A 19633-nucleotide genomic window follows, 5' to 3' on the forward strand; every position below is an offset into this window, starting at 1 on the left:
TCGATCGCGCCTCGGTCGAGAACGGATCGCCCGGCCACACCCCGATCGTCGTGGTGAGCGGCGATGACGAGGTCGATCGCCGCTCACCGCCGCCGGCAGTGGGTCTCGTCGCTGGCAGCACTCGTGCGCGTACTCGTTCACAGCAACGTCTTCATCTCGATCTCGGCAGCGAGCGTCGTCGTCACGACGATCGGACTCGCCGACCTGCCCTTCGATCCGCGCCCGTTTTTCATCGTCGTCGCGGTCACGATGTTCGTCTACACGGTCAACCGGTTCACGGATCTCGAGGAGGACGAGGCGAACGTTCCCCAGCGCGCGGCGTTCATCAAGCGGTACGGCCGGCTCTGGCTCGCCGTCGGAACGGTGCTCTATCTCGCGGCGATCGGTTTCGCGATCGCACTCGACGTGCCGGGCGTCGGGTTCATGATCGTGCCCCTGCTCGCCGCGATCCTGTACTCGACGGTGGGCGTCAAGCGCCTGTTTCTCGTGAAGAACCTGTTCGTCGGCGCGGCGTGGGCCCTGATCCCGCTGGGAGTCGGCTACTACTTCGGCCGGCCGTGGCAGTTCGAAATCCTGTTCCTGACCGCCTACGTCGGCGCGATGATCACGATCGCCGCGGTGATCTTCGACGTCAAGGACATCGAGGGCGATCGCGCGGAAGGGATTCGCACCGTCCCGAATACGTTCGGGCCCGGCTGGACCCGGATCGTCTCGCAGGTGGCGAACGTCCTCGTCGCGGCACTCGTCCCCGTGGTCGTCGCGGCCGGCGTGCTGTCACCCGAGTTCCTCGTCCTGCTCGCGTTCAACGGCTACGTCGGCGCGTACATCCCGTTCGCGACGCCCGATCGGGGACCGCTGTTCTACGGGTTCGTCGTCGACGGCGAACACCTCTTCCTGGCCGTCCTCGTCGTCGTCCTGGAGTGGGCCGTCTGGTAGCCCGATCGACGAACGGACGATGACGCGGCCGCTCGCGATCGATTATTTCCGCTCTTCCCGTGCGGGTGTCGGGCCGCCGTGGTCAGTCCCGATCGGTCTCGCTCCAGTCGCAGTCCTGGCACTTCCAGCCGGTGACGAACGCCGTCACGGACGGCATGTAGCCGACCTTCAGGACGTTCCCGCCACACTCGGGACAGTCCCGCTCTGCCTCCTCGATCGAGTCGACTTCCATCACCGAGTCGTCCTCGATCAACTCCGCGAGTTTCGTTGCCGTGACCATTCGACCCTGAACGACGCGATTTTCGCTCACGGTCGTCGTTCGGAGCGGCCGCCCTAAGGGTTTCCGGGGTTACCGCTCGACTCTCTCGCCCCCGACGACTCCGTCTCTCTCACACGATCGAACTCTCCTCGTCCGCAGCCGCCGTCAGGTGTTCTCGTCCCCACCTGGCCATCTCCTGGATAACCGGTTCGAGCGATTCGCCGTGTTCGGTCAGCGAGTACTCGACGCGCACCGGTTTTTCGCTCACGATCTCCCTGTCGACCAGTTGCTTCTTCTCGAGATCGTCCAGGACGTCCGAGAGGACCTTGCTCGAGATGCCGCCGACCTCCGCTTTCAGCGCGTTGAACCCGAGCGGGCCGTTGTCGAGCAGTCGGTGGAGGACCACCGTGTGCCACTTCTTGCCGATCAACGTCGCAGTCGACGTGACGGGACACCAGTCTTCGCCCGCACACCACACTTCTAGTTGCTCTGTCGACTCCTCCATGGTCGTCGAAATGGCCCGGATCACCATATAGTTACGTATCGTTAGCTAGTTACTAGTGGTCACTGTATAGCTCCCACCGAGACATCTCGACCTCCGCCCGTTCCGCTCGGGGTTACCGAACGGTAACCCGGTGACGGAGCGGTTGGCTCGAACTTAAGACCAACCAGGAGTAACGGGGTTACAGAAGGTAACTCAACGTGACGGCACCAACTGACCCCACCAGACAGACCGACTCCACAGCGACGAGTCGCTACGAGGTCGCCGTCGTCGGCGGCGGTCCGGCCGGCCTGACGACCGCCCTGTACGCGACGCGACTCGGACACGAAACCGCGGTCTTCGATCGCGGCGGCGGCCGCGCCGCGATGATGCAGGAGACCCACAACGTCATCGGGACCCCCGAGTCCGTCTCCGGGAACGAGTTCCTCGAGACGGCGATCGACCAGCTTCGATCGTACGGCGCGGACTACCGTCGGGAGTTCGTCACCGGGATCGATCGGGGCGAGGGATCGTTCTACCTGAAGACGACCGAGGGCTCGGCGGTCGCCGATCGGGTCGTCCTCGCGACCGGGTTCTCGGACGGTCGACCCGAGCCGCCGCTGCCCCGAACCGGGCGTGGACTGCACTACTGCCTCCACTGCGACGCGTACATGTTCGTCGACGAATCGGTGTACGTGATGGGCAACGGCGACAGCGCCGCCACCGTCGCGATGCTCATGCTCAACTTCACCGACGACGTGGACCTCCTGTTGCGGGGCGACGACCCCGACTGGAGCGACGAGACGGACGTGCTGCTCGAGCACCACCCCGTCGATATCGTTCGCGAGGAGGTCACCGGCGTCCGCAACGGCGAAGACGGCTGGCTCGAGGCGCTCGAGTTCGCGGACGGCTCCGTCCGCGACTATCGCGGCGGCTTCGCGATGTACGGTTCCGACTACAACAACGACCTGGCGGCGTCCCTCGGCGCGGACCGCACCGAGGACGGCGCGGTCGTCGTCGACGATCACGGCCGAACGAGCGTCGACGGCCTCTACGCCGTCGGCGACCTGACCCCGGGGCACAACCAGGTTCCCGTCGCGATGGGCCAGGGTGCGAAAGCGGGTATCGCGATCCACAAGAGCCTCCGCGAGTTCCCGAAGTCGATCGCGGAACTCGAGGCGGAAGGGGCAGTCGATCCGCAGGACGTTCCCGGAATCGCCCCTGCGGTACGGCAGCAGGCGAACGCTCACTCGTCGGCAGAAGGTGACTGATACGGTTTACTGTACGTCATTTCCGGCGCAACCGCGATCCGGAGGCGGTTGCGCCGGTACATCGGTACAGCAATCCGTATGAAGGGGCACTCGAGGCACAGTGCTCGAAGTTCTCACGAGACGATCGGTCGACGGCGAATGCGGCCGTCAGTCCGTGACGCCGTTCTGATCGCATAGGGTGGCGTCTGCGGTCGTGCGACTGTTTTCTAGGAGCGTGACGAGAGACGTCGGAACCGGTGCCGTCTCGCGAATGATTTCGGTACGGGCGTCCGACGAGGAAAGACGGTTTCAGCGGGACCCGCCGGGGGACGGTCAGTCGCTCGCCGCCGTCGACTCGTCGGTCGACATCGAGTCGGCGATCGAGTAGAGCGATTTTCGCGCGTCGCGGAAGTACACACCTTCGTGGACGACGTCGGCCTCGCGGAGGCTCTCGAGTGCGAACCGAACTGTTCGCTTGCTCAGACGGGATTCGGCCGCGATCTGTCCCTGCGTCATCGCGCCGTCGACCTCGAGAACCTTCAACACGAGTTTCGCGCTCGGTGGGAGGTCGTACAGTCGATCCGGAACGTCAGTCATACACGTCACCTTGTCTGGACGGGAATATACTCGTTTACTGGTGGTGCACAAACCGTGCACGACCGCGGATTCCATCTCGATACAGCGCCGCTCAGCCCGCGTCTACACGATGGGCTTCGAGACGGGATCGAGGCACTGTCACGCACGGGTGGACGCGAGTTCGTCGACTTGATACCGTTACGCGAACCCGATCGTTGGTGGGGTACCCACCGCCCACCGACCTACGGGAGCAACAGGACTGTTATAAAAATCGGCTCCGTCGGTGGGCTTATGAACGTTCGTCAGGTGGTGCCGAAAGACGCGATTCCGAGCGTCGACGAGCCCGCGTTCGGGACGGCGTATTTCGGGGACGGTGACGACGACGTCATCGTCGTCGAGACGACGCCAGCGAAGGCGTATCCGGTTCGCATCCTCGACTACCACGAGATCGTCAACGACGTGCTCGAGGACGACGACGAATCGATTCCGATCGCGGTGACGTGGTGTCCGCTCTGTGGCAGTGCGATCGTCTACGACCGAAGGGTCGACGGCCGCTCGCTCGAGTTCGGCGTCAGCGGGAAGCTGGCCGACGACGATCTCGTGATGTACGATCGCGAAACCGGATCGGAGTGGAAACAATCCTCCGGCGAGTGTATCGCCGGCGCGTTCGCGGGACGACGGCTGACGGTCCGGCCGTCCGCGATGCTGACCTGGGACGCGTTTCGCGAACGACACCCGGACGGCGTCGTGCTACAGCCCCTCGAGAACGCCCGGAGCGAGGCCGCGAGCGACGGCGACACGCCCGCGGAGATCACCTACGACGATCGACCGTACGCGGACTACTTCGACGCCGACGGATTCGGGCTGGCCGCCCACCGGGAAACGGAAGGGGCGCGATCGTGGGACCGAACGGATATCGACCCGAAGACCGTCGTTCTGGGTCTCGAGGTCGGCGACGAAGCCGTCGGATTTCCGCTCCCCCGCGTGGTCGACGCGGGCGGCGTCGTGACCGACACGGTCGCCGGAACCGACGTCGCCGTGTTCGCGACGGAGAGCGGAATTCACGCGTTCGAAACCCCCGGATACGGGTTCGAGCCGGCCGCAGACGGTCGGTTCCGCGGCGATTCGACCGTGTGGGACGGCGCGACGGGAGAGGCAGCCGACGGCCGACGGCTGACGCGACTGCCGGCGCGGCGACTCTTCGCGTTCGCGTGGCAGGACGATCACGGCCCGGACGCATTTTTCGAGTGACTGAGGCGCGACGCGACCGGCTCGTCGTGGAACTCGTGGCGGTATCGGGCCGCGCGGAGTTCGTCTCGTCCGTTTCGAGGACGCTTGCCACTGTAGCTGTCGGTGGCAACGGCCGTTTCCGATTCAGCGATCGGTGGCCGAAACCGGACTCGCCCGATCGTGTCGGTGATCACTCGGGCGACCAGTTGCAGGCGTCGCCCGTACTCAGGTCGTTCGCGTCGATGTACGCCGACAGACAGGCGTAGTTACAAAAGTAGGTCGGCGAACCGCAGTCGGCGGTGCAGTCGCGTACGCAGACGGGGTCGTGCTCGAAGATACGCGACTCGCAGTACGCACAGGTCTCGTCCGCGTCGGGAGTCGTGGCGGTCGATGACATACCATACACAGGGTCCGCGAGGGCCGAAAGCGCTTCGATGGGATCGCATTTCGGAGACCGATCGGCGGCGGCAACTCACCGCGATCGGTTCTCGTTCGATAGCACTGGCGACGGTTTCACTGATCGGTTCGTTCCCGATGGACGCGTTCCTCGCCCACTGGTGGATCTTTCCCGCGTCGATCCTGTTTTCGACCGTCGCGCTCGCCTCGGGCGTCTCGGGGGCGCTCTTTTTCAGTCCGTTCTTCCTGCTCGTCGTCGGCCTGGAGCCGGCCCAGGCGATCGGTGCCGGACTCCTGACGGAGGTCTTCGGGATGGGGAACGGGCTTCGATCGTACGTCAAACAGGGGCTCGTCGACTACGCGACGGCGAAGTGGCTCCTGATCGGCGGGACGAGTCGGGACACGCGTGGGCAAGCACGTCCCGAGCGACCTGATGGAAGTCGGTCTCGGCGTCATTTTCGGCTTCGTTGGCGGTATCGTGCTCGTGACGACGGTCCTGTTCTGATACTACCGGACAACAGTCAGTGAATACTCGATCGCGTTTCGACGGCTGTCGTCGCTGACGACAGCGTCTCGAGTGCGATGGATGTATGAACCGTTTTGTCCGGCAGTATGAGTGCCCCGTCGTCCACGGCGATCGGTATCGTCGATCGATCGGTGACCGACGTCCGCCGACACTCGGACGGGAGTCCGATCGACGCGACCTTCCCGCGACTCACGTCCCAGCGTTTTCGGACGGGATCTGCGGAGTGACGCGGCCAAACGTAAACGCTGGACTGGTTCAGGGCGCCGATTATCCACGCTCGGTGGCGATCATCGATCGATACCGCCTTCGACCGATGACAGCCGAGTCCCGCTGGCGACCGCACTCGACGAGAGACCCGAACAGCCGACGGCCCGAGCACCGATCGATCGCGCCGTCCGAACGTCGATCCGTCACCCGTCACGCATGAGCAGGACCAGGCGATCCCTTCTCCGGGCCGTCGGTTCGACGGGCGTGGTGGGATCGGTCGTGCTCGGGTCGGACACGAACCGGGCGTGGTCGAGTCGCGGTTCCGCCCCCCGAATCGAGCCGATTTTCAGTTACCCGTCGCCGCTGGGGAGGCCCGACGACGTCCACGAGCGAACGATACTGGACCTGCTCCACCGGGCGGTGCCCGGGACGGCGGTGCACCTCTCCCTGTACGCGTTCACGCGCACCAACGTGGCGAGAGCGTGTCTCGCGGCCGCCGACCGCGGCGTCGACGTCAACGTCCTGGTGGACGACCACCTCGCCGAGGCGGACGCGGTCCAGCGACTCCGCGGACGGTCGAACGATCGCGTCTCGATCACCGCGGACGGAGGGATCGGCGTCTCCAGGAACCACAACAAGTTCCTCCTCGTCGAAGAACTGAACAACGGCGAGTCGAACGTCGTGTGGCAGTCCTCGTCGAACCTCACGAACACGCAGCGCTTTCTCCACAACACGTCCGTCGTGTTCCGCGGCGCCGGCGACCTGTACGACGTCTACCGGGAGTACTGGAACGAACTGGCCGCCGGCGACTCCGACCCGCACTACAATCGCACAGCAGAGACCGACTCCGCGACCGTGTACTTTTCCCCTCGATCCGACTTCGACACCCACCTCGCGGCCCTCGAGAACGTCGTTCCGTCCCGTGACGCGACGATCCGATTCATGTATTCGATCTGGAACGAGAAGCGTCCCGCGATCGTCGATCGCATCGCGGAACTCGTCGACGCGGGCTGTACGGTCGAGGTGATCCTCAACGGGGAGAAATCAGACATCGGCCAGCGCTTGCGGCGGGCGGGCGCGGACGTGCTCGAGTATCCGACGACGACGGTAGGCCGAGTGACGCCGTGGCAGTCGCCGAACGTCCACTCGAAGACCATGCTCGTCGACGCCGACGTCGACGTGGACGGCGAGACGAGACGCCGTCGCCTCGTCTACACGGGGTCGCAGAACCTGAGCAGAAACGGGTTACTCGCCAACGACGAGACGCTCCTCCGGATCGAAGACGACGACGTCTACGCCCAGTTCGTCCGGGACTGGAAGCGCGTTCACGAACAGGGGCGTCGCCTGGCCAGCGACGGAGCGATGGCGATCGTACGCTCCCTCTGGTGACGCGTTCCGGAGCGGTTCCGCCGAGTGTGTCGTTTTGCCCCTGTGCACCGCGACTACCCGTCCGGGTGGATTATATACCGATCGTCGGAGTACGGACCCCATGCCGAACGACACTCCCGAACTGCAGCCACCGGAACTGTCCGCAGACGACTTCCTTCGCGTTCCGGACGACCGTTTCACGTCGGACACCGTCGCGATCGTCACCGGCGGCGGGTCGGGCATCGGCCAGGCGACGAGCGTCGCCCTCGCGACCAACGGGCTGACAGTCGCCGCCGTCGACATCGACGAGGAGGGGCTCAAGGAAACCGTCGAGGTCACAACGTCTCTGGACGCGGACGGACGCGTCGTCCCGATCGAGGGCGACCTCACCGACGACGCCGCCGTCGAAGCGGCCGTCGAGGAAGCCGCCGATCTGGGGACGGTGCGCTACGCCGCGAACATCGCCGGGATGCAACACATCGCGTCGATCGCCGACTTCCCGATGGACAAATACGATTTCATGCACGATCTCATGCTTCGGTCGCCGTTCCTGCTCTCGAAGCACGTGATTCCGCACATCGAGGCGACCGACGACGGCGTCGGCGCGATCGGAAACATGTCGTCGGTCCACGGCCACTACGCGACCCAGGACAAACCGGCCTACATCGCGCTGAAACACGGGCTCATGGGATTGACGCGGGCGATCGCGGCCGAGGGCGGCGGAACGCTCCGCGGGTTCTCGGTGAGCGTCGGCTACGTACTGACGCCGCTGATGGTCGATCAGATCGAGGATACCGCCGAGGAACGCGGGATCTCCGAACGGGAGGTGATCGAGGACGTGATGCTCGGCCAGGCCCGCACAAAGGAGATGATGACGCCTGCCGAGGTGGCGAACCTGTTCGTCTTCGGGTTCTCGAGTCACGCGAGGCACCTCAACGGCGCCGACTTGCTCTGGGACGGCGGCTACACGACGACGTATGAGTGAACGCGACGGCGCGGAGACGCCGACGAACGTCGCCATCGCCTGCCAGGGCGGCGGGAGCCACACGGCGTTCACCGCTGGCGTCCTGAAGGGGCTGCTTCGCGAGTGGCCCGAGGAGTACGAACTGGTCGGGATCAGCGGGACCTCCGGCGGTGCATTCAACGCGCTCGCGACGTGGTACGGCCTCGTCACGGCCGACGAGGAACGCGCGATCGAACTCCTCGATGACCTGTGGGAGGACCTGTCGGCGACCGGCGTCACCGATCGGTTCCTCAACGACTGGGTTACCGGCCTGTCGCGCCTCGAAAGCAGCGGGTTGCCGATTCCGCGGGTCAGTCCGTACCAGATGCCAGGGCCGGAACTGGGCAAAGAGGAGATCCGGAACACCCTCGAACGGCACATCGAGTTCGAGGAGATACCTGAGTACTGCACGCGAGACGCGCCGGAACTCGTCGTCGGCACCGTCGACGTCAACGCGGGCGTCTTCGAGACGTTCGTCGACGAAGAGGTGACGCCGGAAGCGGTGCTCGCCTCGGCGGCCGTTCCGACGCTCTTCGAGGCCGTCGAGATCGACGGCCACCTCCACTGGGACGGCCTCTTCTCGCAGAATCCGCCGATAGACGACCTCATGACCGTCGATTCCGACCACAAGCCGGACGAACTGTGGGTCATCCAGATCAATTCCCAGGAGATCGAGGGAGAACCCACGTCGTTCGAGGAAATCGCCGACAGGCGAAACGAACTCGCGGGGAACATCTCGCTGAACCAGGAGTTGCACGTCATCAAGCGGGTCAACGAGTGGATCGACGCCGGCCACCTCCCTGAGAGCGAGTTTTCGAGGACTGCCGTGCGACGGATTCCGATGGAAGCGGACTACCACTGCTCGACGAAGGTCGATCGCAGTCCGTCGTTCCTCGAGAAACTGATGCGCCTCGGCGAAGAGCGCGCGGCCGCGTTTCTCGAGGCCGGTCCGCCCGAAGAAAGCGCCTACACCGTTTCGGAGCCGCGGCACAGTCCACCGACCCAGTAACCGACTCCGAACCAATCACACATGACCCGACTTCCGCTCCTCGAACTGGACGACATCCCGAACGAGTACCATCACCTGTTCACCGACGAGTACCTCGGCGATCGCCACATCTTCCGCGCGTGGGCCCACAACCCCGAGGTGCTCGAGGCCACGCTGGAGTACCTGAACACGCTCTACGACGAACTCGGCGACCGACGAAAGGAACTGGTCATCCTCACCGTCGCTCGAGCGCGCCGGGCTCGCTACGAGTGGCACCAGCACGTCGACATCGCCCGCGAGAGGGGCGTCACGATCGACGAGATGCGCGCGATCGGTGGCGATGACTTCTCGTCGTTCGCCGAGAGCGAGTTCGTCCTGCTCCAGTACGCTCGTGCCGTCGAGTCCGGAGCGGTGACTGACCAGATCCACGACGCACTGGCTCGCGAGTATTCGCCGGCGGAGATCGTCGCGGCCGGCCTGCTGATCGACTTCTACGTCGGCCTGTGCAACTACATCGCCTCGGTCGACCTGCCGTTCGAGGGCGGCGAGTTCGTCGGCTGGATCCCGGACGACGAGACGATTTCACGGCTCTTCGACGGAGACCCGTCGTAGACGGTCACGGTCAGTCCGGCGGGTACCCGCCGGTGTTCACTTCGAACCGCGCGCCGCCGTCGACGCTTTCGGTCACGTCGACGGTCCACCCGTGGGCGTCGGCGATCCCCCTGACGATCGCGAGGCCGAAGCCGGTCCCGTCGCTCGTCGTCGAGAAGCCCTGGTCGAATATCGCGTCCCGTATCGCAGCCGGGACGCCCGGTCCGTCGTCCGCGACGTAGAATCCCGCACCATCGTCCAGCGGACCGATTCGGATCGTCACGTCGTCGCCGCCGTGGATGAGCGCGTTCGAGAGGAGGTTCTCGAGCAACTGACGCAACCGCGCCTCGTCCGCTTCGATACGGTAGTCGTCGAGCGCGACGTCGATGGTGGCGTCGTCGCCTGGAATCGTCTCACGGACCGACGCGACCAGGTCGGCGAGTACGACGGGGCGCGTCTCGTCGACCTGCTGGCCGTCGCGTGCGAGCGTCAACAGGTCGTCGATCAGCGCGTTCATCCGCCCGTGTGCCGTCTCGATACGATCGAAATCTTCCGCCGAACCGCTCTCCCGGGCGAGTTCGAGCGCGGCCTGCGCGACCGTGAGCGGGTTGCGAAGATCGTGGCTCACGACGGATGCGAACGCCTCGAGACGATCGTTGGTCCGTTGAAGCGTCCGCTCGCGTTCCTTGCGCTCGGTGATGTCCTGGAACGCGCCGCGGGAACCGATCAGTTCGCCATCGTCGTCGTACCACGGCGTTCCCAGCGTTCGAACCCAGCGTTGCTCGTCGCCGTTCGCGATGAGCCGCAACTCCAGATCGTACCCGTCGCCCGTCGTCCGCAGCCGCTCGAACGCGTCCGTGATCGTCGCCCTGTCTCGAGGGTGATAGAAGCCGATTCCGTCTTCCACCGTCGGCTCGTACTCCGGAGGCATATTGTGGATGCGATAGACTTCGTCCGTCCATCGCATCGTCTCCGTCCGGAAGTCGACCTCCCACCCGCCGATCGCTGCGACCGACTGGATCTGTCCGAGAAACTCCCGTTTCTGCTCGAGTTCCCGGGCCCGTCGTTTGTGGTCCGTGATGTTTCGTCCCTCGGCCACGAGCAGGACGACGTCGCCCCGTTCGTCAGTGACCGGTCGAAGCGAGAAGTCGATGATCACGGTCCCGTCGGCGCCCTGGACCTCCTCGTCGTACCGGACGAACTCGCCGTCGGCTGCCGACTCGATCGCCGCTTTCAGGGACTCCTGGGTGTCCACGCCGATCTGCCACCACTCGGACTCCCAGAGTGGAGTACCCACCACGTCCTCGCGATCGAACCCGCCGAATTCCAGCGCGGAATCGTTCGCCTCCAGTAGCGTCCCGTCGGGATCGAGCAGACCCGTAAACTGGTAGGTCTGGTTGAAGATCGCGTCGTACTGGCGTTCTCGCTCCTTGCGGTCGGTGATATTGCGCGTCGCGCCGACGATTTTTTCGATTTGGCCGTCGATCCTGACCGGTGCAATTTGTGTCTCCCAGTAGGTCCGCTCGTGGGGGACCGAGAGGACCTCCTCGTAGTGGAGCGACTCACCGCGGGCGACACACTTGCGGTAGTTTTCGAGGATGGCACTCCCCTGCTCGTCGCCGAAGACGTCCCGTAGCCGCCGTCCGCTGAGTTCGTCGTTCGATAGTCCAGTGTGGGATTCGTAGACGGGGTTCACTCGTTCGAGTCGGAACTCGTCGCCGTCTTCGTCGACGTCGATGAGGAACAGCGCATCCTGCGTGTTCTCGAACACCGTTTCCGCGAGCAGGACGTCCGCTTCTCGACCCTTTCGATCGGTGATCTCACGGGCGACGATCGACAGGCCGTCCGCGTCGGCATAGAGGGTCACCTCGAACCAGGTATCAGATGACTCACAGAGCTGGGTTTCGACCGACCGTGATTCGTGCGTTTCCATGACCGCACGGCAGTGTGACTCGAGGGGCGATCCGCGAAGCGCCGGCACGGCATCCCAGAGAACGCCACCGACGACGTCCGCTACCCGACTGCCAGTCCACGCCTCCATCCGTTCGTTCCAGTACGTGACTCGCCACTCGGAATCCACGGCACAGTACGCGTCCGAGACGCGTTCGATCATCCGCTCGTACTCGGGGTGGGCGTCGGTCATCGATCGGGCGGTTACACGGGTGGCACGATGCGGTACGGGACGAGCGTACGACGGTTTCAATCCCGGGTAGCGGCCTTGCGGATCCGGTCGACCAGGACGTCGAACTGTTCGGCGTCCGGTCCCTTCTGGACGTAGTCGGTGACACCAGTTGCGATCGCCTCGCTCGCAACTCGCTCACTCCCTTTGGCGGTAAAGACGATGAACGGAAGCGCCGGGTCCGCCTCGCGAACAGCTTCCAGGAAGTCGAGACCGGAGATCGCGGGCATATCGTAGTCACTGACGATACAGTCGAACGACTCGTCTTCGAGCGTCGACACCGCCTCGAGCGCACTCGCCGCGGTCGTGACCGCCAGGTCGTCGTTCTCGCGTTCGATGTAGGCGCCGATGGTTTCGGGGAGTCCGGGTTCGTCGTCGACGAGCAACACCCTGATCTCGTCGTCGGACCGATCGTGCGTTTCGTTCGCGTTTTCGAACCGGATCTGCTGGCGGACCGCGAGATCGAGCCACTCGCCGGTTTTACCCTGGAGGTTCGTCGATTCGGCGATGCGCTCGCCAGGATCGTACGTGATGAGGCCGTGGTCTTCGAGTAATGGGAGATGGCTGTGGAGCAACGACGTTTGCGCGCGAGTCCGGTCGTACTCATCAGAGTCCTCCGTGCTGGTCGCCGAGAGCACGTCGACCAGTTCGTCGAGCGTCGCAGCCCTGTGCTGACGGAGATGGAACAGCACGGTCCGTCGATTCGAGTCCGAGAGAATGCGGAACAGGTCGTCGGTCGGGGGAGCCGCACGATCGTGACCGTCTGGAGTGGTAACCTCGTCTTTCATAGGTGGTAGGGTGTCCCACACAAACATAAGTATTATTTAATTTCCAGTAATATTACTATTTTGCCTGAGAGTCAAGCTGTGCGGACACTCTCACCCGCGATTCTTCAGTTAGTCGGTTATGTCGTGAGCGTTGAAACGTTGCATAACCCACTCGCGCGAGTGTGGCCGGAACATCGCTTATCGCAAGACAGCTTTGCGATCAGTGTGTAAATCGTTTCAGTGGCTACTATAGGAACGGGGTGATCGACGAACACGACCCACGGGAGGAGTCCGCACAGCCCTCATCGGTAGGTTCGGACGGCGCGAAAAGTCGTCACCGTCGAGAGGGAGCGCTGTTCGGAGTCGCTCAATTCGAGGCGTCCAGGAACGCCGCCTCGACGACCTTCCCGAGCGTCGGGTGGGCGTGGATCGTGTCGGCCACCTCGTCGACGGTTGCGCCCGTCCGCATCGCGACGACGGCCTCGTGCACCAGCATCGACGCCTCGTACCCGATGACGTGACAGCCCAGGATCTCGCCGTCCGGCGCCCCGAGCACCTTCACGAAGCCGTCCTCGAGTTTCTTCGCCCGTCCCATCGCCGAGTCGGCGTAGTCGGCGCGGCCGACGACGTACTCGCGCCCCTCCTCCTCGAGTTCGTCCTCGGTGGCACCGACGCCGGCGATCTGGGGCTCGGTGAAGATCGTGTGCGGCATCGCTGTGAGATCGATCGCCCGCCGCTCGTCGTGGACGACAGTGTCGATCACGTGGCGCGTCTCGTAGTCGCCGGAGTGTTTGAACAGGGCGTTTCCGGCGACATCCCCCTGGGCCCAGACGTTCTCTGCGGTGGTTTCCAGATACTCGTTCGTCTCGACGAAGCCGCGATCGTCGACCTCGATACCGGCAGCGTCGAGGTTCAGCGCGTCGGTGTTCGGCCGTCGGCCCAGCGCGACGAGGACCTCCTCGCCCTCGACCGCGATCGTCTCGCCGTCCTCGGTTTCGGCGTGGACCCGGTGACCGTCATCGACCGCTTCGACGGCCGTCACTCGGTGCCCGGTGTAGACGTCGTGGCGATCGCTCGCGATGTCGGTGAACGCTTCGGAGACGTCGCCGTCCTCGCGGGGAACGAGCGCGTCCATCATCTCGACGATGGTGACGTCCGTCCCGATCGACTCGAAGACGTAGCCGAGTTCGACGGCGATGTACCCGCCGCCGAGAACGACGAGACGCTCCGGCGGGTCGGTCAGGTACAGCGCCTCTTTGCTCGTCAGGTAGTCGACGTCGTCGAGACCGTCGATCGGCGGGACGACGGGACGGCTGCCCGTTGCGACGACGACCTTCTCGCTCGTTACCTCCTGTCCGTCGAGTTCGACCGTCCGATCGTCGACGAACGCGGTTCGTTCCTCGAAGAGCGTGAGATGGTCTTTCTCGCGGTATCGCTCCGCCATGTCGTCGGCGATCCCGCCAAGCAGGTCGTCCATCTCGCCGACGACGGATTCCCAGTCGATTCCCTCGAGGCTGGCGTCGACGTGGAACCGCTCGGCATCCCGAACGTGATTGACCGCGTTCGCCGCCTGGATGAGCATCTTCGAGGGGTTACAGCCCCGGTTGAGACACGTTCCACCGAGCGGTCCCGGTTCGACGAGCGCCGTCTCGAGTCCGCGATTCGCCGCCGCCGCGGCGACGTTGTTGGCTGTGCCACCACCGATGACGAGGACGTCAAAATCGGCCATTCCAGCGGTATCGACTCCGGGAACACGTAAATAGCGAACGGGGGTGTTCACCGGCGAGACACGACCGACGGGACAGCGAGGTGGCGACGCGCTCGGCTCTCGACGACCTGTCGAGTCACGCCGACCGGACCGCATCGGGCGCCACTGCGTCGAGGATCAGTGTTCGGAGTCTTCGATCTCCGCGTAGTACTCGTCTTCCGACCAGTCGCCGTCGAGGTACGCGGTGGCCCACTCCGTCTCGAGAAAGACCATGAAATCCACGGTTCCGTCGTCCTCGAGCGCGGTCGGCATCGCCCGCCGATCGAATCCCTGGTCGACGATGTCGGCGTAGGCGTCCCCGAGGATCGGGACGTCGGCCTCCAGGCCACCGCTGTCGGTGTACTCGGGGATGAACATGCCGTGTAACTCCCAGTCGGTCACCGAGAGGTCGTCGTCGACCGCCTCGACCATCTCCGCAGCGAGCGCTCGCTCCTCCTCACTGACGTCGGAGTCGTCGTCCCCGGAGCCGTCACCGCCCCCCCTGGGCGGCCTCCTGTTCGGACTCGTCCGTATCGTCCAGACAGCCTGCGATGGTTCCGGCGCCGACGGCAGTCGCAGTCGTCAGGACGGTGCGTCTCGGAATGCCGTGCGATCGACTGAATCGGTTGTGGTCGGTCACGTGTCCTCTCCTCGAGTGGGTTCGAACGGGGTTCTGGTTCGAATCAGCCGGTCTGATCCTGGGATCCGCGGCGGACGGCCGCGGGAGCGAGACGAATCATCGTCGTCCGTTTCGGAACGCGCCGAAGCGTCGTAGGGCGTTCGCCCCGACGGAGCCCGACACTCGAAGCGGCGGCGACGAGACGGCTATACGCATTCACCGTCGTCGCGGTACAAAACCGTTGTGCGGTACTGGACGCGACCCGTGAGACCGTTCGGAGACGGTCGGTGCTTCGAGGTGCTTCCGCGGCCTCTGTACTGACGATCGGGGCCCCGATCGTCACCGACTCTCGCGAGCGATCCGTCGTCTCGCCGTCGCTCTCACCCGGATGTCACTCAACGTCGATCGTTCCGGCGACGTACACCAGACTCAGGAACAACGTGGCGACGCCCAGGGGCAACAGCCACGCGAACGTGGTCAGCAGAAGGCCGCTCGCCTGTATCCCGAGGGCGATCAGGACGACGGGGCCACAGCACACCGTCCCGGACAGCAGCGCGGGTACCGACGCGAGCAGGCCGGACCCCGCGCCGATCCCGCAGGCCGCCGGCTGCACGACCGCGAGGTAGGTCAGTCCGAGATTGATCCCGACGAGGCCGGCGATCAGGAGGCCGATCGCGAGGTTGAGCGGCGACACCAGGAGTCGAACGACGCCGGTGTCGAGGAGCGCGACGGCCTCGAACGTCGCCGGGCCGGTCCGGGCGACCATCCGGCCCAGCGGGTCGTCGACCACGACCAGGGTCGCCGCCACGTCTGGTCGAAACGCCAGATCGCCGACGGCCCAGAGGAAGGCCACGAGGTAGCCGATCGCGACGACGGATGCGATCGCCAGCGAATCGTACCGCCGGACGACGAGTGCCGTCGCAGCCGCCGTCTCGTCGAGTCGCCGCCGCGGATTCGGAACGAATCGACGATCGGTGCTCATTCGTGGACCTCCGTCGACGGGTAGTAGCCGTACCAGGCGAACCACATCGCGTCGAACGCGATCTCGCGCTCGAGGGGGAGTTCGTCGGCCTCGTACTCGTCACCGCCGACGGTGAATCTCCCGTCGTCGTGCTCGACCGTCTCGTCGCCGGGGTTCCGGTACACGTAGCCCGTGTCGAGTCCCTCGTCGTGGACGGTCACGTACGGGACGTCGTTCACCGTCCCCTCGACGACCGTACGTTCGCGGAGGGTCGCTTTGGGAACCGCGACCGCGCCGTCGGCGTTCCGTGCTCCGACGACGACCGCCTTCGCGGGGAACCGATCGTCGGTCGTCAGCGGACTGAACAGCGTGTTCGCGCTGTCGTAGTATCCGGTCCGGGGATTGTATCCCCCGTAGGGATCGTCGCCGTAATTTCGAATGTGGCCAGTTTCCTCGGTGAGCACGACCGTCTCCGGATACGACTCGCGCCACCGCTCCCACGTCGTCCAGATCACCCGGAACTCATCGAGGTAGGCTCCTTCGTGCGGACCGCGGATCCCCCGCGCGAGCATCTGGGGCCACCACGTCTCCGTCCCGCGATCGTACATGACGAGGTTGCTGTTGACGAGTCGGCCGGAGACGCCGAACTCGACCTCGCCGCGACAGAAGCCCTGTGCGGTTCCGGTCAGCGGACAGTACGTCACCGCGACCGGTTCGTCGCCGACGACGTCGTTCACGACCTCGTGCCAGACGAGGACGTGCTGGGGGTAGGCCTTCGCCTCGCCGTTCAGTTCGACGCCGAATACCGGATCGCCGTCAGTCAGGTTCGTCGGCGGCTCGTCGGCCGCGGTGAACTGTGGCTCGTCGATCGAGGGGATGCCGTCCTGTCCCGGACCGCCGGAGAGACTCGCGTCCTCGAGTTCCTCGGTCGTGTACTCCTCCGGAAGCGATCGGTCGGCAGTCGGCGGGCCGCCGGTCGACGCGTCCTCGGCACCCGCTCCGCGATCGGGATCACCGGCGGTGTCCAGACAGCCTGCCAGGGTGGCGAGACCGACGCCCCCGATCGTGCCGATAACGGACCGTCTGGAGATGCCGCCGGGTTTTCGTCCGTCTCGCATAGGTATCGAGAGGTGTGCGTCCCCAATAACCCGACGTTGGTCGTGTGCGATCGACGCACAGGCGCGTTTCAGTATTTATTATCGGCGGGTCGTAACCCACGTATGGGCCACGAGGGAGGGGACAGCGGGAGCAGACAGGACCGGTTTCGAACGAACCCGGCTGCGACGGACCCGTTCCGGGAGGGGATCGATCGGCGCAGAATGCTACAATCGTCGGCCGCCATCGGGACGACCGCGACGGCGACGCTGTCTGGCTGTCTGTCCGATTCGAACGGAGCGCGTGCGCCGACGGTGTACGTGTTCAACAACGGCGATCGAACGCTGAGCATCGTCGACGCCGACGCCGACGAACTGGTCGAGACCGTCTTCATCGATACGACGGCGTCGTTCCCGGCCAACCAGTACGGCACCGGCGCCGATTCGCCGTCCGAGACGCTCTGGCTCAACGTCTCCGGCGGCGTCAGGGCCCTCGACCAGCACACGGTCGACGAGGTCGCGGCGATCGAGACCGGGTTCGAGCCGAACTACCCGAACCTGACGCCGGACGGGAACCACCTGCTCGTCGCCGCCGGCGGAACGACCACCATCGATCCCGACCCGGACGATCCGCCGGACCACGTCATCCTTCGAATCGACGCCGATCGCGAGAGCGATACGTTCGGCGAGGTCACGGGCGAAATCGAGGTCGGGTACACCGGGCCGTGCGATACGACGCTGACCCCGAACGGCGAGTACGGATTCGTGGCGGACATCGCGAACGAGACGCTGACCGTGGTCCGCGTCGATCCGTTCGAAATCGTCACGCGAGTCGACGTCGGCGACCCCGCAGGGGAGGGGAACGTCCTGCCGTTCATGTGCACCGCGTCGTTCGACGGCGATCTTCTCCTGGTCGAGAACGGCGAGGGCGAACTCGACCGAATCACTCGAGACGACGGTCTTTCGGCGCCACCGATCACGAGCGAGATCTCCCCCGACACCGACGCAGCCTACCTCTTCACTCCCGGTATCGACGCCGTGACGGTGATCGACCTCGACGAACGGGCCGTCGACCGCGAACTCGACGTCGGCGGGAGTGCGATATCCGGCGCGTGGGGTCCCCACCGGGAGAAACTGTACGTTCCGGTCCAGACCGCGAACCACGTCGCAGTAATCGACCCCGAGCGGCGGGCCGTGCTCACGACGATCGATACCGGGGAGACGCCGACGGGGGCCGTCGGCGGGATGGTTCGGCCCGAGACGACCACCAGCCAGCGACTGCGAAGTTCGCTGGCGACGCTCGGCGTCTCGTTCGGTGACCGGGAACCGACGTTCTGCCCCGACGACAACTGTTACTGTGGGTGACAGTGCCGCGTCATCGCCGTCGTTCGATTCGATCGGCTGAACCGCGAGCACCGGCTTCGAATCCGATACTGGCGGCCCCTCGATCGGTACCCTGCTGACGTATTCGCCGTCGCGACGACAGTGCCGTTTTCCCGGTCCGGCCCGTACGACCGGGTATGCCCGTCGAAACGGACGCCGAAGTACGAGAGATACTCGGACGAGAAACCGTCGCCGTCGTCGGGTGTTCGTCGACGCCCGGCAAGGACGCCCACGAGATACCGGCGTATCTCCAGCGACAGGGCTACGAGGTCGTCCCGGTCAATCCGTACGCGGACGAGGTCCTCGGGAAGCCGGCCGCCGACTCGCTCTCCGACGTCGAGGAGGACATCGACATCGTCGACGTATTCCGACCGAGCGACGAGGTGTCCGGCATCGTCGACGAGGTGCTCGACCGCGACGACGTCGACGTCGTCTGGCTCCAGCTCGGGATTCACGACGACGAGGCCGTCGCCCGAGCGGAGGACGCTGGCGTCCGAGTCGTCCAGGACCGGTGTATGAAACCCGAGCACCAGCGCCTCATCGCGTCTCGGTGACCGGTGCCGGTTCCGCGGCTGACGTTGTCCGGCCGGATCATCGATCATCTGACGAGACACTGTCAGGAGGCGCTCGACGCCGCCGTCGACGCCTTCAACGAAGCGGGCACAGCGGCCCGACGCGGGAACCGACGATCGACGCAGACGCCGACTGGAAGACGCAACTCACCAGGGGGTGCCGGCTCCTCGCCGTCGAACGGCAGGCCGAATCGATGCATCGACTGGCCCGCGAACTCCACCGACACGTCACCGGCCAGATCCGCGAAGGCGGCGTCTGAAACTGGACCGCTGACCGTCCACCGAACGAGTCGAGCCCCGACCACCGACACCGTCCGAGTATAGTAGCCACTGAAACGATTTACACACTGATCGCAAAGCTGTCCTGCGATCAGGTGTGCATTGACTTTCAGTGGCTACTATAGCACGGCTCAAACACTTTCCCCTCCAACGCCGCAATATCACTCGGGTATGTCCGTCGAGTTGCTAGACGGGAGTGGTGGGCCGATCCGACTTGCAAA

General features: G+C 65.0%; 21 protein-coding genes and 1 pseudogene. 11 read left to right on the top strand and 11 right to left on the bottom strand.

What is annotated here, in order from left to right:
* Window positions 1-63: 63 nt before the first annotated feature.
* Window positions 64-936: a UbiA family prenyltransferase gene (locus MUN73_RS17575; RefSeq protein ID WP_250141812.1), complete on the top strand. Its 873-nt coding sequence runs from the start codon at window positions 64-66 to the stop codon at window positions 934-936.
* 82 nt (window positions 937-1018) lie between these two features.
* Here the strand turns inward: MUN73_RS17575 and MUN73_RS17580 are convergent, their stop codons facing one another.
* Entirely contained in the window at window positions 1019-1246 is a 228-nt protein-coding gene (locus tag MUN73_RS17580; RefSeq protein WP_250141813.1) for a DUF5795 family protein, read from the bottom strand.
* A gap of 79 nt (window positions 1247-1325) precedes the next feature.
* The gene (locus MUN73_RS17585; protein ID WP_250141814.1) at window positions 1326-1700 is read right to left on the bottom strand and encodes a winged helix-turn-helix transcriptional regulator; all 375 of its coding nucleotides are present in this window, start codon (window positions 1698-1700) and stop codon (window positions 1326-1328) included.
* A gap of 197 nt (window positions 1701-1897) precedes the next feature.
* Between MUN73_RS17585 and MUN73_RS17590 the strand changes: the two genes are divergently transcribed.
* Complete coding sequence (locus MUN73_RS17590) at window positions 1898-2947, top strand: NAD(P)/FAD-dependent oxidoreductase (protein ID WP_250141815.1); 1050 nt, start codon at window positions 1898-1900, stop codon at window positions 2945-2947.
* A gap of 312 nt (window positions 2948-3259) precedes the next feature.
* On the opposite strand, the gene MUN73_RS17595 is transcribed toward MUN73_RS17590, so the two are convergent.
* The gene (locus MUN73_RS17595) at window positions 3260-3523 is read right to left on the bottom strand and encodes a helix-turn-helix domain-containing protein (protein WP_250141816.1); all 264 of its coding nucleotides are present in this window, start codon (window positions 3521-3523) and stop codon (window positions 3260-3262) included.
* Window positions 3524-3793: 270 nt separating this feature from the next.
* On the opposite strand from MUN73_RS17595, the gene MUN73_RS17600 reads away from it, so the two are divergent.
* Complete coding sequence (locus MUN73_RS17600) at window positions 3794-4753, top strand: DUF3179 domain-containing protein (RefSeq protein ID WP_250141817.1); 960 nt, start codon at window positions 3794-3796, stop codon at window positions 4751-4753.
* 169 nt (window positions 4754-4922) lie between these two features.
* Here the strand turns inward: MUN73_RS17600 and MUN73_RS17605 are convergent, their stop codons facing one another.
* Complete coding sequence (locus MUN73_RS17605; protein WP_250141818.1) at window positions 4923-5129, bottom strand: hypothetical protein; 207 nt, start codon at window positions 5127-5129, stop codon at window positions 4923-4925.
* A 137-nt stretch (window positions 5130-5266) separates the two neighbouring features.
* Between MUN73_RS17605 and MUN73_RS22800 the strand changes: the two are divergent.
* The 6 genes and pseudogenes from MUN73_RS22800 to MUN73_RS17635 form a co-directional block, all read left to right on the top strand.
* Window positions 5267-5515, top strand: a pseudogene (locus MUN73_RS22800) (TSUP family transporter); the annotation flags it as partial.
* 225 nt (window positions 5516-5740) lie between these two features.
* Window positions 5741-5881: a hypothetical protein gene (locus tag MUN73_RS17615; protein ID WP_250141820.1), complete on the top strand. Its 141-nt coding sequence runs from the start codon at window positions 5741-5743 to the stop codon at window positions 5879-5881.
* A 196-nt stretch (window positions 5882-6077) separates the two neighbouring features.
* Window positions 6078-7250: a phospholipase D-like domain-containing protein gene (locus MUN73_RS17620; protein ID WP_250141821.1), complete on the top strand. Its 1173-nt coding sequence runs from the start codon at window positions 6078-6080 to the stop codon at window positions 7248-7250.
* A gap of 100 nt (window positions 7251-7350) precedes the next feature.
* The gene (locus MUN73_RS17625) at window positions 7351-8214 is read left to right on the top strand and encodes an SDR family oxidoreductase (RefSeq protein WP_250141822.1); all 864 of its coding nucleotides are present in this window, start codon (window positions 7351-7353) and stop codon (window positions 8212-8214) included.
* Window positions 8207-9241, top strand: coding sequence for a patatin-like phospholipase family protein (locus MUN73_RS17630; RefSeq protein ID WP_250141823.1), 1035 nt, complete (start codon window positions 8207-8209; stop codon window positions 9239-9241). The genes MUN73_RS17625 and MUN73_RS17630 overlap by 8 nt, the downstream gene beginning before the upstream one ends.
* 21 nt (window positions 9242-9262) lie before the next feature.
* On the top strand, window positions 9263-9832 hold the full coding sequence (locus MUN73_RS17635) for a carboxymuconolactone decarboxylase family protein (RefSeq protein WP_250141824.1): 570 nt from the start codon (window positions 9263-9265) through the stop codon (window positions 9830-9832).
* A gap of 10 nt (window positions 9833-9842) precedes the next feature.
* Here the strand turns inward: MUN73_RS17635 and MUN73_RS17640 are convergent, their stop codons facing one another.
* From MUN73_RS17640 to MUN73_RS17670, 7 genes are all read right to left on the bottom strand, one after another.
* Window positions 9843-11954 (bottom strand): PAS domain-containing sensor histidine kinase, encoded by a 2112-nt coding sequence (locus MUN73_RS17640; protein WP_250141825.1) that lies wholly within the window; start codon window positions 11952-11954, stop codon window positions 9843-9845.
* 56 nt (window positions 11955-12010) lie between these two features.
* On the bottom strand, window positions 12011-12778 hold the full coding sequence (locus MUN73_RS17645; protein ID WP_250141826.1) for a response regulator: 768 nt from the start codon (window positions 12776-12778) through the stop codon (window positions 12011-12013).
* Window positions 12779-13124: 346 nt separating this feature from the next.
* A complete protein-coding gene (locus tag MUN73_RS17650; RefSeq protein WP_250141827.1) occupies window positions 13125-14486 on the bottom strand; it encodes a dihydrolipoyl dehydrogenase family protein in 1362 nt (453 codons plus the stop codon).
* A 156-nt stretch (window positions 14487-14642) separates the two neighbouring features.
* A complete protein-coding gene (locus MUN73_RS17655) occupies window positions 14643-14936 on the bottom strand; it encodes a DUF8159 domain-containing protein (protein ID WP_250141828.1) in 294 nt (97 codons plus the stop codon).
* Window positions 14937-14994: 58 nt separating this feature from the next.
* Window positions 14995-15144, bottom strand: a complete 150-nt coding sequence (locus MUN73_RS17660; RefSeq protein WP_250141829.1) for a hypothetical protein — start codon at window positions 15142-15144, stop codon at window positions 14995-14997.
* Between the two features lie 370 nt (window positions 15145-15514).
* Window positions 15515-16105, bottom strand: coding sequence for a hypothetical protein (locus MUN73_RS17665; RefSeq protein ID WP_250141830.1), 591 nt, complete (start codon window positions 16103-16105; stop codon window positions 15515-15517).
* Window positions 16102-17202: a DUF3179 domain-containing protein gene (locus tag MUN73_RS17670; protein ID WP_250141831.1), complete on the bottom strand. Its 1101-nt coding sequence runs from the start codon at window positions 17200-17202 to the stop codon at window positions 16102-16104. The genes MUN73_RS17665 and MUN73_RS17670 overlap by 4 nt, the downstream gene beginning before the upstream one ends.
* Window positions 17203-17304: 102 nt before the next feature.
* Between MUN73_RS17670 and MUN73_RS17675 the strand changes: the two genes are divergently transcribed.
* Window positions 17305-18543 (top strand): YncE family protein, encoded by a 1239-nt coding sequence (locus MUN73_RS17675; protein WP_250141832.1) that lies wholly within the window; start codon window positions 17305-17307, stop codon window positions 18541-18543.
* Window positions 18544-18698: 155 nt separating this feature from the next.
* Window positions 18699-19115, top strand: coding sequence for a CoA-binding protein (locus MUN73_RS17680; RefSeq protein ID WP_250141833.1), 417 nt, complete (start codon window positions 18699-18701; stop codon window positions 19113-19115).
* Window positions 19116-19633: the final 518 nt, after the last annotated feature.

The organism is Halosolutus amylolyticus (assembly GCF_023566055.1).
In the GTDB taxonomy this organism is placed as follows: Archaea; Halobacteriota; Halobacteria; order Halobacteriales; family Natrialbaceae; genus Halosolutus; species Halosolutus amylolyticus.

Excerpts from the sequence above, each read along its gene's own strand:
- MUN73_RS17575 (WP_250141812.1), top strand. The coding sequence starts at position 64 with ATGACGAGGTCGATCGCCGCTCACCGCCGCCGGCAGTGGGTCTCGTCG.
- MUN73_RS17585 (WP_250141814.1), bottom strand. The coding sequence starts at position 1,700 with ATGGAGGAGTCGACAGAGCAACTAGAAGTGTGGTGTGCGGGCGAAGAC.
- MUN73_RS17595 (WP_250141816.1), bottom strand. The coding sequence starts at position 3,523 with ATGACTGACGTTCCGGATCGACTGTACGACCTCCCACCGAGCGCGAAA.
- MUN73_RS17600 (WP_250141817.1), top strand. The coding sequence starts at position 3,794 with ATGAACGTTCGTCAGGTGGTGCCGAAAGACGCGATTCCGAGCGTCGAC.
- MUN73_RS17605 (WP_250141818.1), bottom strand. The coding sequence starts at position 5,129 with ATGTCATCGACCGCCACGACTCCCGACGCGGACGAGACCTGTGCGTAC.
- MUN73_RS17615 (WP_250141820.1), top strand. The coding sequence starts at position 5,741 with ATGAGTGCCCCGTCGTCCACGGCGATCGGTATCGTCGATCGATCGGTG.
- MUN73_RS17620 (WP_250141821.1), top strand. The coding sequence starts at position 6,078 with ATGAGCAGGACCAGGCGATCCCTTCTCCGGGCCGTCGGTTCGACGGGC.
- MUN73_RS17625 (WP_250141822.1), top strand. The coding sequence starts at position 7,351 with ATGCCGAACGACACTCCCGAACTGCAGCCACCGGAACTGTCCGCAGAC.
- MUN73_RS17630 (WP_250141823.1), top strand. The coding sequence starts at position 8,207 with ATGAGTGAACGCGACGGCGCGGAGACGCCGACGAACGTCGCCATCGCC.
- MUN73_RS17635 (WP_250141824.1), top strand. The coding sequence starts at position 9,263 with ATGACCCGACTTCCGCTCCTCGAACTGGACGACATCCCGAACGAGTAC.
- MUN73_RS17640 (WP_250141825.1), bottom strand. The coding sequence starts at position 11,954 with ATGACCGACGCCCACCCCGAGTACGAGCGGATGATCGAACGCGTCTCG.
- MUN73_RS17645 (WP_250141826.1), bottom strand. The coding sequence starts at position 12,778 with ATGAAAGACGAGGTTACCACTCCAGACGGTCACGATCGTGCGGCTCCC.
- MUN73_RS17650 (WP_250141827.1), bottom strand. The coding sequence starts at position 14,486 with ATGGCCGATTTTGACGTCCTCGTCATCGGTGGTGGCACAGCCAACAAC.
- MUN73_RS17655 (WP_250141828.1), bottom strand. The coding sequence starts at position 14,936 with ATGGTCGAGGCGGTCGACGACGACCTCTCGGTGACCGACTGGGAGTTA.
- MUN73_RS17665 (WP_250141830.1), bottom strand. The coding sequence starts at position 16,105 with ATGAGCACCGATCGTCGATTCGTTCCGAATCCGCGGCGGCGACTCGAC.
- MUN73_RS17670 (WP_250141831.1), bottom strand. The coding sequence starts at position 17,202 with ATGCGAGACGGACGAAAACCCGGCGGCATCTCCAGACGGTCCGTTATC.
- MUN73_RS17675 (WP_250141832.1), top strand. The coding sequence starts at position 17,305 with ATGGGCCACGAGGGAGGGGACAGCGGGAGCAGACAGGACCGGTTTCGA.
- MUN73_RS17680 (WP_250141833.1), top strand. The coding sequence starts at position 18,699 with ATGCCCGTCGAAACGGACGCCGAAGTACGAGAGATACTCGGACGAGAA.